This window comes from Aeromicrobium sp. Leaf245, assembly GCF_942548115.1.
Classification (GTDB): domain Bacteria; phylum Actinomycetota; class Actinomycetes; order Propionibacteriales; family Nocardioidaceae; genus Aeromicrobium.
The window spans coordinates 932,399-948,052 of record NZ_OW824151.1; the positions used below are offsets into that span (position 1 = coordinate 932,399).

Annotated in this window: 17 protein-coding genes and 1 pseudogene; 13 read left to right on the top strand and 5 right to left on the bottom strand. The window is 72.7% G+C overall.

What is annotated here, in order from left to right:
* Positions 1–44 precede the first annotated feature (44 nt).
* Positions 45–644, top strand: a complete 600-nt coding sequence (locus NBW76_RS04620; protein WP_056556162.1) for a class I SAM-dependent methyltransferase — start codon at positions 45–47, stop codon at positions 642–644.
* 23 nt (positions 645–667) lie between these two features.
* On the opposite strand, the gene NBW76_RS04625 is transcribed toward NBW76_RS04620, so the two are convergent.
* Positions 668–1,063, bottom strand: a complete 396-nt coding sequence (locus NBW76_RS04625; RefSeq protein WP_056557170.1) for a nuclear transport factor 2 family protein — start codon at positions 1,061–1,063, stop codon at positions 668–670.
* Positions 1,064–1,178: 115 nt separating this feature from the next.
* On the opposite strand from NBW76_RS04625, the gene NBW76_RS04630 reads away from it, so the two are divergent.
* Together NBW76_RS04630 and NBW76_RS04635 are read left to right on the top strand one after the other, a co-directional pair.
* Positions 1,179–1,811 carry a hypothetical protein gene (locus NBW76_RS04630; protein ID WP_055963683.1) on the top strand — a complete coding sequence of 211 codons (633 nt, stop codon included), beginning with the start codon at positions 1,179–1,181 and terminating at the stop codon, positions 1,809–1,811.
* 17 nt (positions 1,812–1,828) lie between these two features.
* Positions 1,829–2,275: a GNAT family N-acetyltransferase gene (locus NBW76_RS04635; RefSeq protein WP_156364869.1), complete on the top strand. Its 447-nt coding sequence runs from the start codon at positions 1,829–1,831 to the stop codon at positions 2,273–2,275.
* A 10-nt stretch (positions 2,276–2,285) separates the two neighbouring features.
* On the opposite strand, the gene nhaA is transcribed toward NBW76_RS04635, so the two are convergent.
* The gene (gene nhaA, locus NBW76_RS04640; RefSeq protein ID WP_056556157.1) at positions 2,286–3,563 is read right to left on the bottom strand and encodes a Na+/H+ antiporter NhaA; all 1,278 of its coding nucleotides are present in this window, start codon (positions 3,561–3,563) and stop codon (positions 2,286–2,288) included.
* A 185-nt stretch (positions 3,564–3,748) separates the two neighbouring features.
* Between nhaA and NBW76_RS04645 the strand changes: the two genes are divergently transcribed.
* The 3 genes from NBW76_RS04645 to NBW76_RS04655 all read left to right on the top strand — a co-directional run bounded on the left by NBW76_RS04645 (position 3,749) and on the right by NBW76_RS04655 (position 6,510).
* Positions 3,749–5,278: a gamma-glutamyltransferase gene (locus tag NBW76_RS04645; protein WP_056556154.1), complete on the top strand. Its 1,530-nt coding sequence runs from the start codon at positions 3,749–3,751 to the stop codon at positions 5,276–5,278.
* A 75-nt stretch (positions 5,279–5,353) separates the two neighbouring features.
* Complete coding sequence (locus tag NBW76_RS04650) at positions 5,354–6,199, top strand: hypothetical protein (RefSeq protein ID WP_056556151.1); 846 nt, start codon at positions 5,354–5,356, stop codon at positions 6,197–6,199.
* The gene (locus NBW76_RS04655; protein WP_055963695.1) at positions 6,196–6,510 is read left to right on the top strand and encodes an META domain-containing protein; all 315 of its coding nucleotides are present in this window, start codon (positions 6,196–6,198) and stop codon (positions 6,508–6,510) included. The genes NBW76_RS04650 and NBW76_RS04655 overlap by 4 nt, the downstream gene beginning before the upstream one ends.
* Positions 6,511–6,522: 12 nt before the next feature.
* On the opposite strand, the gene NBW76_RS04660 is transcribed toward NBW76_RS04655, so the two are convergent.
* Positions 6,523–7,302, bottom strand: a complete 780-nt coding sequence (locus NBW76_RS04660) for a hypothetical protein (RefSeq protein ID WP_156364868.1) — start codon at positions 7,300–7,302, stop codon at positions 6,523–6,525.
* Positions 7,303–7,349: 47 nt separating this feature from the next.
* Here NBW76_RS04660 and NBW76_RS04665 point away from each other — a divergent pair, with 47 nt between their 5' ends.
* Entirely contained in the window at positions 7,350–8,549 is a 1,200-nt protein-coding gene (locus tag NBW76_RS04665; RefSeq protein ID WP_056556145.1) for an NAD(P)/FAD-dependent oxidoreductase, read from the top strand.
* Positions 8,550–8,694: 145 nt separating this feature from the next.
* On the opposite strand, the gene NBW76_RS04670 is transcribed toward NBW76_RS04665, so the two are convergent.
* Positions 8,695–9,645, bottom strand: a complete 951-nt coding sequence (locus NBW76_RS04670; RefSeq protein ID WP_156364867.1) for a succinylglutamate desuccinylase/aspartoacylase family protein — start codon at positions 9,643–9,645, stop codon at positions 8,695–8,697.
* Positions 9,645–10,184, bottom strand: a complete 540-nt coding sequence (locus NBW76_RS04675; protein WP_082480286.1) for a RimK/LysX family protein — start codon at positions 10,182–10,184, stop codon at positions 9,645–9,647. The genes NBW76_RS04670 and NBW76_RS04675 overlap by 1 nt, the downstream gene beginning before the upstream one ends.
* On the opposite strand from NBW76_RS04675, the pseudogene NBW76_RS04680 reads away from it, so the two are divergent.
* The 6 genes and pseudogenes from NBW76_RS04680 to purL all read left to right on the top strand — a co-directional run.
* A pseudogene (locus NBW76_RS04680) lies at positions 10,183–11,043 on the top strand (RimK family alpha-L-glutamate ligase); the annotation flags it as partial. The gene NBW76_RS04675 and the pseudogene NBW76_RS04680 sit on opposite strands and share 2 nt — an antisense overlap.
* 63 nt (positions 11,044–11,106) lie before the next feature.
* Positions 11,107–11,391 carry a cation:proton antiporter regulatory subunit gene (locus NBW76_RS16930; protein ID WP_369797004.1) on the top strand — a complete coding sequence of 95 codons (285 nt, stop codon included), beginning with the start codon at positions 11,107–11,109 and terminating at the stop codon, positions 11,389–11,391.
* An 84-nt stretch (positions 11,392–11,475) separates the two neighbouring features.
* Complete coding sequence (locus tag NBW76_RS04685; RefSeq protein WP_056556142.1) at positions 11,476–12,570, top strand: NADH:flavin oxidoreductase/NADH oxidase; 1,095 nt, start codon at positions 11,476–11,478, stop codon at positions 12,568–12,570.
* A 61-nt stretch (positions 12,571–12,631) separates the two neighbouring features.
* Complete coding sequence (locus NBW76_RS04690) at positions 12,632–12,928, top strand: DUF1905 domain-containing protein (protein ID WP_056556139.1); 297 nt, start codon at positions 12,632–12,634, stop codon at positions 12,926–12,928.
* Between the two features lie 9 nt (positions 12,929–12,937).
* Positions 12,938–13,303 carry a hypothetical protein gene (locus NBW76_RS04695; RefSeq protein WP_056556136.1) on the top strand — a complete coding sequence of 122 codons (366 nt, stop codon included), beginning with the start codon at positions 12,938–12,940 and terminating at the stop codon, positions 13,301–13,303.
* Between the two features lie 57 nt (positions 13,304–13,360).
* Positions 13,361–15,652, top strand: a complete 2,292-nt coding sequence (purL, locus tag NBW76_RS04700; RefSeq protein WP_055963719.1) for a phosphoribosylformylglycinamidine synthase subunit PurL — start codon at positions 13,361–13,363, stop codon at positions 15,650–15,652.
* The last annotated feature ends 2 nt before the right edge of the window (positions 15,653–15,654 follow it).

Sequence of the window (15,654 nt, forward strand, 5' to 3'; positions counted from 1 at the left end):
CACCCGGCTAGGGGACGGTCGTCCCGTGCGAGAGGCTTGGGGGCATGTCACTCGAGTCCGTCCGCGGTTCGTACGGAGCGAGAGCGGACGAGTACGTCGAGGCGGTCGGCCGGATCGAGCACGTGGCCGCCGCCGACCTGGCACTCATCGAGAGATGGGCCCGTCGTATCGAGGGGCCTGCGCTCGACGTCGGCTGCGGACCCGGGCAGTGGACGCACCATCTCGCCGGACTCGGCACGGATGTCGAGGGCGTCGATCCGGTGCCTGAGCTCGTCGAGAGGGCGCAGGCCACCTACCCCGCCCAGCGCTACCGGGTCGGGCGAGCCGAAGCCCTGGGCGTCGACGACGGCTCACTTGGCGGTGTGCTCGCGTGGTACTCACTGATCCACACCGCCCCCGAGCAGATCGGCGCAGCCCTGACCGAGCTCGCCCGTTGCACCCGGCCCGGCGGCGGTCTCGCGCTGGGGTTCTTCACCGGCCCGACGCTGGAACCGTTCGAGCACGCGATCACCACGGCCCACTACTGGCCCGTCGACTTCTTGTCGTCCGAGGTCGAGGCGGCCGGCTTCGCCGTCACGCACACCGAGTCGCGAACCGATCGCCCCGCCCGGTCGCACGGAGCGATCCTCGCGACCCGCGCGTGACGTGACCGGGAAGCTCGGGCTGCTCAGGCCGGTCCGGCGCCGCGCTGACGGTCGAAGGCCGCGCGGATCGGGGCGGTGTCGTACACGATGTGCAGCCGATCGATCCGACCGTCCGCGTCGAGCTCGGCCACGTCGACCACGGTGAAGGGTGCGGGCTCGCCGCTGGCCAGGGTCCAGTCGAAGTCGAACCACAGGCTCACGACGGTGCGGCCGTCGACCTCGCCGGTCATCGTCGTCCGCAGCGTCAGCCGCGACTGGCCGGTGTCGGCGAGCAGGAGCGGGTAGAACTCCGTCGCCGGGAGGGTTCCGTACAGGGGCGAGACCACCGTCGCGCCGGGGGCGAACAGCGCCAGGACGCCGGCGAGGTCGCCGGCCTCGAGCGCCTCGAGGTAGCGGTGGGAGAGCTGCGCCGGTTCCATGCCCTGATCCCACCACGGACGCGTCCGACCCCACGCCATCGGACGTGTTGCTAGTGTCGAGGGCTGTGCTGGTCGTCGATCCCGGACCGGCTGTCGATCTCGGGAGGTGCCGCGCGTGAACCCCAAGCTGAGGCTGGTCCTCGTCGGCCTGGTCCTCGTGGTGCTCGCCGGCCTCGGCGGCTGGGCCCTCATCGGCGGTGGAGGCGACGACGCCGAGCCGCTCGCCTCACCCAGCTCGGAGCCGGAGGCCACGCAGAGCCCCTCGGCCTCGCCGTCGCCGACCGGGACCCCGAGCCCCACCGAGTCGGCCACCACGAGCTGCGAGGACGCCGACACCCAGTTCAACGTCGAGGGCGTCGAGCAGGACAGCCTGCTGCCCGACTGCGGGACCCGCGTGGTCAACGTGCGCCAGCAGGAGGCGTCGGGACTCGACCTCGGCTGCGGCGGTACCTACCCGGTGATCCTCTACAAGACCACCACCACCGACGGCTCCAAGGCGTCCGTGTGCGGGCGGAACTCCTCGGGCGAGCGGTTCCGTGTGGTCGTGAAGCCCGCGGGCGACGACGTGATCGACATGGCCGGCGACTACGACCCGGGCAACGACGCGTTCGTCGGCGAGAAGGGCTCCACGCTCTACGAGATCGTCGGCCGCAACGGCTCGATCGTCGTGTCCACCGAGAACGGCAGCCGCACGCTGGAGTCCGACGGCGACTGGAGCTCGCTCGACAACGAGCCCGACGGGGACTGACCACGGTGCTCCTGCCGGTGCGTGCCGCTGACGTGCCGGACCTCGCTCGCTTCCTCCGCGACGCCGACCTGACGGTCGCCGGGCTCGACGCCCCAGGCCTGCGCTGCTGGATCGAGCGCGACGTCGACGGCGCCGTGGTCGGGAGCACCGGCTACGAGGCAGGCGACGACGGGGCGCACGTGCTGGTCCGCAGCGTCGCCGTGGCCCCCGAGCGTCGTGCCGGCGGCCACGGGACCCGACTGGCGCGATTCGCTCTCGACCGGGCCGCCGAGTCCGGCGCCACCACGGCCTGGCTGTTCAGCCGCCGGTCCGGTCCGTTCTGGCAGGGCCTCGGCTTCGTGCCGGCCGACCTCGCGGACCTGGCCGGGGCACTCGCCACCACGCAGCAGGTGCAGCTGTTCGCCCGCACCGGCCAGCTCGACGTCGAGCGTGCGTGGTCGCGGCCCCTCGTGCCGGCGTCCTGACGGCCGCGTCTCAGCCCTGGTAGACGTCGGGGATGCCGTCGGCGTCGTCGTCACGGGTCTCCCGCTCGTGGATGAGCCGGTACGTGCGGTTGCGCAGGCGCAGCACCACCACGGCGAGCAGGGCCGACGTGAGCGAGCCGAGCAGCACGCCGACCTTCACGTGCTCGTCGGACTCGCTGCCGACACCGAACGCCAGCTCGCCCACGAGCAGCGCGACGGTGAACCCGATGCCCGCGAGCAGCCCGACGCCGACGAGGTCGATCCACTCCAGGTCGTCGTCCAGCTCGGCCTTCGTGAACCGGGCCATGAGCCAGGTGAAGAGGAGGACGCCGAGCGGCTTGCCGATCACGAGCCCGGCGATGATGCCCAGGGTCACCGGGTCCCGCAGCGCCTCGACGAACCCGGAGGCGCCCTCGATCGCCACGCCTGCGGAGAAGAACGCGAAGACCGGGACGGCCACGGTCGAGGACAGCGGCCGCACGATCTCCTCGAGGTGCTCGGCGAGGCCCGGGCCGTCCTGGCCGTCGCGACGCAGGACCGGGACGGTGAAGCCGAGCAGCACGCCGGCGACGGTGGCGTGCACCCCGGAGGCGTGGACGAGGGCCCAGGCGGTGACCGCGAGCGGGATCAGCAGCCAGGGCGAGCGGATGCGCTGCTGCACGAGGGCGCCGAACGCCGCGATGGGCAGCAGGGCGAGCAGCAGCCAGATCGCGTCGAGGTCGGAGGTGTAGAAGATCGCGATGATCGTGATGGCCAGGAGGTCGTCGACGATCGCCAGCGTGAGCAGGAACAGGCGCAGGCCGGTGGGCAGGAACGAGCCGACGACGGCGAGCACGGCGATGGCGAAGGCGATGTCGGTGGCGGCCGGGATGGCCCAGCCGACCGGCCGGCCGGCGTCGTTGATGCTGTTGATCGCCACGTAGATCAGCGCAGGCATGGCCATGCCGCCGATGGCGGCGACGATCGGGACCGCGGCGCGCGAGGGGTCGCGCAGGTCGCCGGCGACGAACTCGCGCTTGAGCTCGAGGCCGACGACGAAGAAGAAGATCGCCAGCAGGCCGTCGGCGGCCCACGCGCCGATGGAGAGGTCGAGGTGCAGCGACGCGGGACCGATCACCGTGTCGCGGACCTGGGCGTAGGTGTCGGTGGTGTTGGCCGCGATGAGCGCCAGGATCGCCGCGATCATCAGCAGCGCACCGCCGAAGGTCTCGGCGCGCACGAGCTCGCCGATGCGTTGGGTCTCGAGCCAGGAACCGCGGGTGAGCAGGCGACGGCGGGGGGTGGTCATGGGGTCACGATCTCCAATGGGGTCGATGAACTGACGCCGACCAGACTTCCCGGCACACCGCGACCAACTCTACCGGCGGCCGCCCCCACGACGCGATTCGACGGGATCGTGACGTCCTCCTCGCTCCCGATCGTCATCGACCCGTCGGATCGCGGGGTCGGGGCGCGGGAGACTAGCCTGCGTCCATGCCTGACGTCGCGATCGCCGCACCCAACGAGGCGGCGGCCGACGCGGGGGAGCAGGTGGCCCTGGCCGGTGGGAACGCGGTCGACGCCGCCCTCGCCGCCGCGCTCGTGACCATGGTCAACGAGGTCGGCATCGTCTCGCTCAGCTCGGGCGGGTTCGTCACGGTCCAGCCGGCCGACGGGTCCGCGCCGGTCACCGTCGACGGGTGGATGGACATGCCGGGCCGCGGCTCACGGTCCGGCCCCTCGACGCCGGCACGGCCCGACACCGACACCGATCCCGACACCGGGACCTGGGACGTCCGCACGGACTACGGCGGCGGCGTGACGGTCACGATCGGGCCGGGCTCGGTGGCCGCGCACGGCGCCGTGGCGGCCTTCGAGGAGACGCACGCGCGCTGGGGGTCGGTGCCGTGGCGCGAGATCGTGGCGCCGGCCGTCGACGTCGCGCGCGGCGGGTTCCGGCTGGGGTCGGCGTCGCGGTACTACCTGGAGTACGTGCACGACGACATCTTCGGGTGGGACGAGCAGAGCCGGGCCTGCGTGCACGACGCCACCGGTGCCGTCACGACCGACCTGGTGGTGGTGCCCGACCTGGCCGCGACGCTCGAGGTCATCGCGGCCGACGGTGCATCGGCACTCCACACGGGCGACCTGGCTCGACGGATCTGTGACGACGTGCAGGCCCGCGGTGGCCTGCTGGGCCGCGAGGACCTCGCGGCGTACCGCCCGGTCGTGCGTCCGGCGCTGCGGGTGGAGCTGGGGGACTGGGCGCTCGGCACCAACCCCACGCCGGCGGTGGGTGGCGTGTGCGTCGCGGCGATGCTGCGCCTGCTCGACGGCACACCGCACGCCGTGGTCGACGGCCGCTGGTCCGAGGCCGACGTCGCCCGCCTCGTCGAGGTGCAGCGCGCCGTGCTGGGCCACCGGCTCGACGTGCTCGACCACAGCCACGACCTGGTGGCCGACGCGCTGGCCTACCTGGCGTCGGTGGACGACGAGGTGCGGTCGGCGGGCTCGACCGCGCACGTCTCGGCGACGGACGGCGACGGCGGAGCCTGCTCGGTCACGGTCTCGTCGGGCTACGGCTCGGGGATGATCGCGCGGGGCACCGGCATCTGGCTCAACAACTGCCTGGGGGAGCAGGAGCTCAACCCCCGCGGCCTGCACGGGCTGGAGCCGGGCACGCGCCTGCTGTCGAACATGGCGCCCACGGTCGCGCACCACCGCGACGGTGCGGCGCTGGCGATCGGCTCGCCCGGCGCGGACCGGATCTCCACGGCCGTCGCCCAGGTGGTCGCGGGCTTCACGAACGGCGGCATGGGGTTGCAGCAGGCGGTGAACCATCCGCGGGTCCACGTGCACCGCGCCGGACGACCGGACGAGGTCGTCAAGGTCGAGACCGACCTGACGATGTACTACGGCGGGGTGGGTGCGACCCTGCTGCGCCGTGACGCGGCCGGCGAGCTGCACCTGGAGGCAGCCGCCGATCCCCGCCGGGACGGGGCCGTCCGGCTCGTGCGGTCCTGACGGACCCTCGCGACCCTCGAGGACGGGTCGGACAACCACGTGACACCGCCACTGTCACGGTCCTACGCTGCGAGCATGAACCTCGTCGGTCTAGCCACCCTGCCCCTGCGCGTGACCATCTCGGCCACGCGCACGACGTTGGCGCTGGGTCAGCTGGCCGCACCCGACGGCCCGATCCTGCGCGAGGGCGGCTACGGGACCCGCATCGCGGTGCTGATCGGCGAGGACGGCCTGCTGGAGCAGCTCGCGAAGCTGCTGGCCGACGAGCGCGGGATCATCGCGCTCGGCAACCTCGTCGCCGACATCACGTCCGAGGACCGGCCCGTCGGCAAGGCGCTGCAGCGGGACGGGCTCGTGGACCGGATGGCGTCCGAGGAGGGCCCGTTCGTGCGGCTGCTCGAGGCCGACGGCCCGCTCGACCGCGCCCTGGCCGAGGACGGACCGCTCTACCGCTTCCTCGCGCCCGGAGGCTCGCTCGACCGCCTGCTGGCACCGGACGGGCCGCTCGAGCGGCTGACGGCGCCGGGCGGGCCTATCGAGCGGATGCTGGTGCCCGGCGGGCCGCTGGACCGCATCCTCGAGCAGGACGGCACGCTCGAGAACGTGCTGAAGCCCGGCGGCCTGCTCGAGAAGCTGCTCGAGGAGGAGGGCATCCTCGAGAACCTGCTGATGCCGGGCGGGACGCTCGACCAGCTGGTCTCCCTGGGGGCGACGTTCGACGCGATCGTGCCGCGGCTCGAGGCGCTGGGCAACGCCATCCCCAACCTCAACCAGGCGGTCGCGGTGCTGAGCGGAGCCGTGGAGCCTCTCGGGACGCTCGCGCAGCGACTTCCCGGTGGACGTCGACGCGGCGTGCTCGCCTCCGCATCGCCGTCGTCACCGACGACGGCGACCTCCGACGACCTCTACGGCAGCGAGTGAGCACGCCGGCACGGACCGACGTCGTCGGGCGGTGGCTGCCCGAGGGCGGCCCGCCGCGCGCGTTCCTCGAGCTGCGCGACAACGGCGACCTCGCCGGGCACGACGGCTGCAACCGCTTCGGCGGCCAGCAGTGGTCGCTCGACGGCAAGAAGGTCGTCACGAGCGGCGCACGCGTCTCGACGCTGATGGCCTGCCCCGACGTCGACACCTGGCTCGGCCAGGCGACCACCTTCGTGTGGGACGACGGCCACCTGCGCGCCGTCGGACCCGACGGCACCGACCTCGGCGTCCTGCTCACCGACCCGGACTGAGCCGGTCGGACGTCACTGGGTGAACGTGGCCGCTCCCTTGCGGAGACGCTCGACGGTGTCCCGGGCGAGGCGCTGCGCGAGCTGCTCCGCGGCGTCGGCGTCGCGGCCCGGTGCGGACATGCTGACGAACACGCCGACCACCACGCGGCCCTCGCCCACCAGCAGGCTCACGACGCGCTGGGCCGGGTCGCCGGTCTCGGCCGAGTCGAGCCGGTAGGAGCTCAGGTAGCCGTCGAGCCCCTGCACGGTGACGTCGTCGAGCGACCCCTCGCCCGAGCTCGCCGGGACCTCACGGCCGCCGCCGACGGGCTCGGCGGGGATGTCGAACGTGCCGTCGTAGGGCTCCTGGTCCTTGCGCAGACCGGCCATGAAGGTGCGGGCCGCCTCGGCGTCGTCGAGCAGGTTGAGGTTGACGACCGCGACGTCGTTGGGAGCACTCGTGGTGCCGTTGCGCTCGATGTCCACGGGGTTGCCGACGGAGTCGAGGCGCACGGAGAACGCCCAGAACGGATGACCGACGTCGGACCCGGCGCACTTCTCCTCGTCCTTCGGGCACTGGAAGTCGACGTCCGAGGCGCCCGGCACCTGGTCCAGGGTGGGCAGGGCGCCCTCGATCGCGGCCTCCTCGGTGGGCAGCGGTGCCGGGCTGGACGCGGACGCCGTCGGCTCCGGGTCGGATCCCCCCTGGCCGCATCCGGCGAGGACGGCGAGGACGGCGAGAGCCGTCGTGACGTGTCGAACCGAGCGGCGCATGAGTCGTTCCCCCTGGGTGGCGTAGGGGCATCGTGGCACGCCGCGACCCAGGTTGCCGTGGAGACCAGCCGTGGCAGGCTCGAAGCATGGACATCGTCATCATCGGGGGCGGCCTTGCCGCGGCCAAGGCGGCCGCCGCCCTGCGCGAGAACGGGCACGACGGAGCACTCACGATCGTGGCCGACGAGGACCGGCTGCCCTACGAACGGCCGCCCCTGTCGAAGGACGTCCTGCTCGGCGAGGCGCCGCTCGACGACGCCACGGTGCAGCCCCAGGAGTGGTACGACGAGCACGACGTCCGCCTGGTCACCGGGGTGGCGGCCGAGCGCATCGACGTCGAGGCGCACCGCGTGCACCTCGCCGACGGCCAGGTGGTCCCGTACGACAAGGCGGTCCTCGCCACGGGCGCGAGGCCCGCCGTCCCGGACTCCATCGCCGGTGGGGCCGACGCGTACTTCCTGCGCAACGCGGCCGACGTCGAGAGGCTGACGGCCGCGTTCGCGGACGCGTCGTCGGTGATCGTGGTCGGCGGCGGCTGGATCGGTCTCGAGGTCGCCGCCGCCGCGCGGCACCACGACCTGAGCACCACCGTCGTGCTCCGCGGCGACGTGCCGCTCGCGTCGGTCATGGGGGAACGCCTGGGCCGCTACTTCGCGGACGTTCACACGTCGCACGGGGTCACCCTGCGCACGGGCGAGCGGGTCGACGCCGTGACCGCGCGCACCGTCCGCCTCGGCGGTGGCGAGGTGCTCGAGGCCGACGTGGTCGTGCTGGGTGTGGGCGCCACGCCCAACGTCGAGCTGGCGGAGGCGGCCGGGCTGCTCGTCGACGACGGCGTGGTGACCGACGAGCACTTCGCGACCAGCCACCCCGACGTGCATGCCATCGGCGACGTCGCCTCGACGCTCCACACGGGTCGCGGCGAGGCCGTCCGGGTCGAGCACTGGGACGACGCGGTGCGCCAGGGCGAGGCCGTGGCGTCGGTGCTCCTCGGCCACGACGCGGCGTACGACTGGGAGCCGTACTTCTTCACCGACCAGTACGACCTGGGCATGGAGTACGTCGGCCACGGGTCGGGCGACGACGACGTGGTGGTCCGCGGCGAGCTGGACGACGGCGCCGGGGACGGCGAGTTCATCGTCTTCTGGCAGCGCGACGGCGTCGTGACCGCGGCCATGAACGTCAACATCTGGGACGTCCAGGACGACCTGCGCGCCCTCGTCGGCCAGGAGGTGTCGGCCGAGCGCCTCGCCGACCCGAACGTCGAGCTGGCCGACCTCGCCTGACCCGTGCTCGCCCGGTCCGTCCTACCGTGCTCGTGATTCCCATCAGCTGATGGGAATCACGAGCTCACCATGGTTCTCTGCCACTCACCATGGAGGGTTCGCCAGGGTGAGTGGGGGATTCCCATCACCTGATGGGAATCACTGATCAGACCTCGGCGACGTGCACGACGGCGTCGCCGCTGTTGACCACGGGGGCCTCGGTGCGGCCGATGACGACGCCGGACCGCTCGGCGTGGACGAGGCGCACCCGCTTGCCGAAGGAGTCGAACAGGCCACCGATGCGCTGGCCCTCGGTCACGTGCTCGCCGAGGGCGACCTCCAGGTGCAGCATGCCGGTGCCGCGGGCCCGCACCCAGCTGCTCCGGTACGACGCCTGGCTGGGGGCGGGCGGATCCTCGTCCACCGGCTCGGTCATGCCGAGCGCGGCGAGCACCCGACGCACGCCGCGTACGCCGGCGTCGATCGCCCAGGCGTCCATGCGCCACGCCTCGCCCGCCTCGTAGAGGAGCACGGTCGCACCGGCCTCGCGCGCGGCCGCCCGCAGCGACCCGTCACGGATCTTGGCGTGCAGCATCACCGGTGCGGCGAACGCCTCGGCCAGCTCACGGGTGCGGTCGTCCTCCAGGTCGGCGCGGATCTGCGGCAGGTTGGTCCGCCGGTCCGACCCCGTGTGCAGGTCGATGCCGACGTCGCACTTGGCCACCACCTCGGTCATCATCAGGTGCGCGATGCGGGAGGCGAGCGACCCGCGGGCCGAGCCCGGGAACGAGCGGTTCAGGTCGCGGCGGTCGGGCAGGTAGCGGTCACCGGTCATGAAGCCGAGCACGTTGACGATGGGGATCGCGATGAGCGTGCCCCGCATCGACTTGGGGTCGATGTCGGCGAGCACCTGGCGGATCACCTCGACGCCGACCGCCTCGTCGCCGTGGATCGCGGCGTCGACCCACACCGTGGGACCGTCCTCGCGGCCGTGCACCACCCGCACCGGCAGGTCGACGTCGGCGCCGGTCACGAGCCGGGTGATGGGCAGCGACACCGCCTTGGCCTGCCCCGGGCGCACCCGGATCGGCCCGATCTCGAAGGACGGACGCGCCATCATCGACCCCGGTTCCGGCGACGGACCCGCACGGGCGGTCGGCCACCGAGGTAGGACTCGCTGGAGTCGACGAGGTACCCCTGCGCCAGGGCCTCCCGGCCGACCAGCATGCGGAAGCCCATCTCGTCGCGCCGCGACAGCGTCACCTCGGACGGCACCACCCGGCCGGCGAGCGTGAGGTCGAGGACCACCACGTAGCGCTCCTCCACGTGACCCGACGACGAGCGGACCTCGCGCAGGTCGAGCACGTCGAGCTCCACCTGCACGGGATCTTCGTCGGTGCCCTGCCAGGGGTGGATGCTGAACCGCACCCGGCCGTGGTCGTCGGGCTCGATGTCGAAGGCGTGCAGCGACGACGTCCGGGCGCCGGTGTCGATCTTGGCCTTGATCCACGGGACGCCGAGGTCGGGGAGACGGACCCACTCCCGCCAGCCGACCAGGGTCTGGTCGAGCAGACCGCCGTCCGGCCCTGCGGCTGGGGCGGGGGTGTAGGAAGGTGGGTGCGTCAATCGTCCGTCCTTCCAGCTCGGGGAGTCCATGAAACTCGCGATCCTGTCACGTGCGCCTCGCTCGTACAGTACGCAGCGCCTGCGCACCGCGGCGCTCGACCGGGGCCACACGGTCAAGGTCCTCAACACGCTGCGCTTCGCGATCGATCTCTCCGGGCCCGAGCCCGACCTGCAGTACCGCGGCAAGCCGCTGTCGCACTACGACGCGGCGCTGCCCCGGATCGGCAACTCCATCACGTACTACGGCACGGCCGTGGTGCGCCAGCTCGAGCAGATGGACGTCTTCACGCCCAACACGTCGTGGGGGATCCAGAACTCGCGCGACAAGCTGCGCGCCAGCCAGATCCTGTCGCGCCACGACATCGGCATGCCGGCCACGACCTTCGTGCGCGACCGGGCCGACGTGATCGCGGCCATCGAGCGGGTCGGTGGGGCGCCGGTCGTCATCAAGCTGCTGGAGGGCACCCAGGGCATCGGCGTGATCCTGGCGCCCGAGATCAAGGTCGCCGAGGCGATCATCGAGACGCTCCAGAGCACGCGGCAGAACGTGCTCATCCAGCGCTTCGTCGCCGAGAGCAAGGGCCGCGACATCCGCGCCCTCGTGGTCGGCGACCGGGTCGTCGCGGCGATGCGCCGCGTGGCCAAGGGCGACGAGTTCCGCTCCAACGTGCACCGGGGTGGCTCGGTGGAGGCGGTCTCGCTCGACCCGGAGTACGAGCGGGTCGCCGTGCGCGCCGCCCAGATCATGGGCCTGCGGGTGGCGGGCGTCGACATGCTCGAGGGCGACGACGGCCCCCTGGTCATGGAGGTCAACTCCTCGCCGGGCCTCGAGGGCATCGAGTCGGCCACGAACCTCGACGTCGCGGGCGCGATCATCGACCACATCGACAACCAGGTCGCGTTCCCCGAGATCGACGTGCGCCAGCGGCTCACCGTCTCCACGGGGTACGGCGTGGCCGAGCTGCTCGTGCAGGCGGCCTCCGACATGGTGGGCAAGCCGCTCGGCGAGAGCGGCCTGCGCGACCGCGACATCTCGGTGCTCACCCTGCAGCGGGGCACCCAGGTGATCCCGAACCCGCGGCGTTCGCACGTCCTGGAGGCGGGTGACCGGCTGCTGTGCTTCGGCAAGCTCGAGGAGATGCGCTCGATGATCCCCAGCCGACGCCGGCGCACCCGCAAGGTCAAGCGTCTGCCCAAGGACCCGATCCACGAGCCCTGGCCGACCGTCGAGCCCTGAGCCCTGAGCCCTGAGCCCTGAGTGCTGGGCCGTGGGGTGCGGGGCGGGGAACATCGGCCGCCCGCGCCGCGTTGGCCACCTGACGTGAGCGCTCTCCTCGAACCCGTCACCCTGCGCGGCGTCACCGCCCGCAACCGCATCTGGCTCGCACCGATGTGCCAGTACTCGTGCTTCGCCCGCGACGGCGTGCCGACCGACTGGCACCTCGTGCACCTGGGCGCCCGCGCGACCGGCGGCTTCGGCCTGCTGGTCACCGAGGCGACCGCCGTGGTGCCCGAGGGTCGGATCAGCCCGGAGGACACGGGGCTGTGGAACGACGAGCAGCAGGAGGCCTGGGCGCGCATCGTCGACGTGGTGCACGCGGAGGGCACGCCGATCGGGGTGCAGCTCGCGCACGCCGGCCGCAAGGCCTCCACGTTCGCCCCCTTCGCGCACCCGCGCGCCGCGACCACGGGCGAGGGCAGCGTCGGGCTCGACGAGGGCGGCTGGGAGACGGTCGCCCCGTCCGCGCTCGCCTTCCCCGGATACGCCACCCCGCGGGCCCTCGACCTCGAGGAGGTGCGGGCGATCCCGGGTCACTTCGCCGACGCGGCCCGTCGGGCCGATGCCGCCGGCTTCGACCTGGTGGAGGTCCACGCCGCCCACGGGTACCTGCTGCACCAGTTCCTGTCGCCGCTGTCGAACCAGCGCGACGACGAGTACGGCGGCTCGTTCGAGGGCCGCACGCGCCTGGTGGTCGAGGTCGTCGACGCCGTGCGCGCCGTGTGGCCCGACGAGAAGGCGCTGGCCGTCCGGTTCTCGGCCACCGACTGGCTCGACGACGGCTGGACGGTCGACGAGACGGCTCGGCTGTCGCGGCTGCTGGCCGACCACGGCGTCGACGTCGTGGACGTCTCGAGCGGCGGTCTGCTCCCGGCCGAGATCCCCGTGGGTCCCGGCTACCAGGTGCCGCTGGCCCGCGAGGTGCGCGAGGGCTCCGGGCTGCCCACGGGCGCCGTCGGTCTCATCACCGACCCGCAGCAGGCCGACGACGTGCTCACCCGTGGCGACGCCGACCTCGTCCTGCTGGCCCGCGCGGCGCTGCGCGAGCCCGCCTGGCCGCAGCGCGCCGCCCACGAGCTCGGCGACGCGCCCGACGGCCTCTACCCGCTGCAGTACGAGCGCGGCACCTGGCGCTGACGCCCGTTCCTCGTCCGGTCCTCGGGCGACAGCGCACCGCCGGACGGGTCAGGATGGGGGCGTGGACGACGCGACCTGGACCTTCGAACGCGCACTGTGGCGCGACGGCGCCTGGCACTTCGTCACCGTCCCCGAGGACGTCTCCGACGAGGTCGAGGAGCGCTTCGGCGCCACGGCCGCCGGGTTCGGGTCGGTCCGGGTCGAGGTGACGATCGGCGGCTCCACGTGGCGCACGTCGGTGTTCCCGTCGAAGCAGCACCGCGCCTACGTGCTGCCGGTCAAGAAGTCCGTGCGCACGGCGGAGGACGTGCACGAGGGCGACGTCGCGTCGCTGATCCTGCGCGTCGTCACGGGCTAGGTTCCCACCATGGAGAACGAGCGCGGCGCGGCGCGGAGCCTGGCCTGGGGCGGGTCGCTGGGCGGTCTGTGCGCCTCGCTGCTGGTCGTGGTCCTCTCCGGCGGTCTGGTGGCCTACGTCTCGCCGCGGTTCGAAGGCGATCCCGCCGCGGTCGTGACCGCCCTCCAGGCCGACGGGCTCACGACGTTCGCCCTCTGGCTCCTGCTGCTGAGCGGGGCCGTGCTGGTCGGGTGCTCCGCGGGGTCGTGGTGGCTGCGTCCGCAGGGCGTCGGCGGAGGGCGCGCGGGTGCTTCGGTCCTCGGTGCGCTCGTCGGCTTCGCGGCCGTCGCGCTCTTCCCCTTCGCCCTGGCGCTCTACCTGGCGGGCGTTCGCTGAGCCGGTCGCACGGACATGCCCGACGACCGGGGCCGCCCCGCCGATAGGATTCAGTCCGTGACCGATGCCTCGCCCGACAGCACGCGCCAGCTCGACACCGTCGCCCACGCGCAGGAGACGCCGGAGCGTGAGCTGCCGTGGGCCGAGCTGGGGCTCAAGCCCGACGAGTACGACCGCATCGTCGAGATCCTGGGGCGGCGTCCCACGGGCGCCGAGCTGGCCATGTACTCGGTGATGTGGAGCGAGCACTGCTCGTACAAGTCCTCCAAGGTGCACCTGAAGAAGTTCGGCGAGCTGCCGCAGGAGACCCCGCTGGGCAAGACGCTCGCCGGCATCGGCGAGAACGCCGGCGTCATCGACATCGGCCAGGGCTACGCCGTCACGTTCAAGGTCGAGTCGCACAACCACCCCAGCTACGTCGAGCCGTACCAGGGTGCGGCCACGGGCGTCGGCGGCATCGTCCGCGACATCCTTGCCATGGGAGCGCGCCCCGTCGCGGTCATGGACCCGCTGCGCTTCGGACCGCTCGACGCCCCCGACACCGCCCGGGTGCTGCCCGGCATCGTGGCCGGCGTCGGCGGCTACGGCAACTGCCTCGGCCTGCCCAACATCGGTGGCGAGGTGGTCTTCGACGAGACCTACCTCGGCAACCCGCTCGTCAACGCGCTCTGCGTGGGCGTGCTGCGCCACGAGGACCTCCACCTCGCGTTCGCCTCGGGCGTCGGCAACAAGGTCGTCCTCTACGGCGCCCGCACCGGCGGCGACGGCATCGGCGGCGTGTCGGTCCTCGCGTCCGAGACGTTCGACGCGGATGGCCCGGCCAAGCGGCCCAGCGTGCAGGTCGGTGACCCGTTCATGGAGAAGCTGCTCATCGAGTGCACCCTCGAGCTGTTCGCGGCCAAGGTCGTCAACGGCATCCAGGACCTCGGCGGCGCCGGTCTGTCGTGCGCCACGAGCGAGCTGGCCAGCGCCGGCGACGGCGGCATGCACGTCGAGCTCGACACCGTGCCCCTGCGCGACCCGTCGCTCTCGCCGGAGGAGATCCTCATGAGCGAGAGCCAGGAGCGCATGATGGCCGTCGTCGAGCCGGAGCACCTCGACGCGTTCATGGCGATCTGCGAGAAGTGGGACGTCGAGGCCGTCGTCGTCGGTGAGGTCACCGACGGCGAGCACCTGGTCATCGACTGGCACGGCGAGACGATCGTCGACGTCCCCCCGCGCTCCGTCGCGCACGACGGACCCACCTACGAGCGCCCCTACGCGCGCCCCGACTGGCAGGACGCCCTGCAGGCCGACACCGCCGAGGCGCTGCCGCGTCCGGCCACCGGCGAACAGATCGGCGAGCAGCTGGTGCGGGTCGTCACGAGCCCCAACCTCGCCGACCCGTCGTGGGTCACCGACCAGTACGACCGCTACGTGCAGGGCAACACGGTCCTGGCCCAGCCCGAGGACGCCGGCATGGTCCGTGTCGACGAGCGGAGCAACCTCGGCGTGGCCGTCTCGACCGACTGCAACGGCCGCTTCGCCAAGCTCGACCCGTACGCGGGGGCCCAGCTGGCGCTCGCCGAGTCGTTCCGCAACGTCGCGGTCACCGGCGCCCTGCCCCTGGCCGTCACGGACTGCCTGAACTTCGGCTCCCCGGAGGACCCGGCGGTCATGTGGCAGTTCGAGCAGGCCACGCACGGACTCAAGGACGGGTGTGCCGAGCTCGGGATCCCCGTCACCGGCGGCAACGTGAGCTTCTACAACCAGACCGGCGAGACGGCCATCCTGCCGACCCCCGTCGTGGGCGTGCTGGGTGTCATCGAGGACGTGCGCCAGCGCGTCCGCCAGGGCTTCACCCGCGACGACGACCACCTGCTGGTGCTCGGCGAGACGCGGGAGGAGCTCTCCGGCTCGTCCTGGGCCGACGTCGTGCACGGTCACCTCGGCGGGCTGCCCCCCACGGTCGACCTCGCCGCCGAGCAGGCGCTCGCCGCGGTCGTGCGCGAGGCCGGTCGGCGCGGGCTGCTCACGTCGGCGCACGACCTGTCCGACGGCGGTCTCGCCATGGCGCTGGCCGAGGGTGCGTTCGCGCACGGTGTCGGCGTGCGGGTCGTGCTCGACGACGACCCGTTCGTCCAGCTGTTCAGCGAGTCCGCCGCGCGCGCCCTGCTGGCCGTTCCCGAGCACCACCACGACGAGGTCGCGGAGATCGCGGCCGAGCACGGGGTCGAGCTGACGTCGATCGGTCGCACGGGCGGCTCGGCCTACGAGGTGGCCGGTCAGTTCACGATCGACCTCGAGGACCTGCGCGACGCGTGGAGCGCCACGCTGCCCGCGGTGCTCGGTCCCGTCCTCGGCGGCTGAGC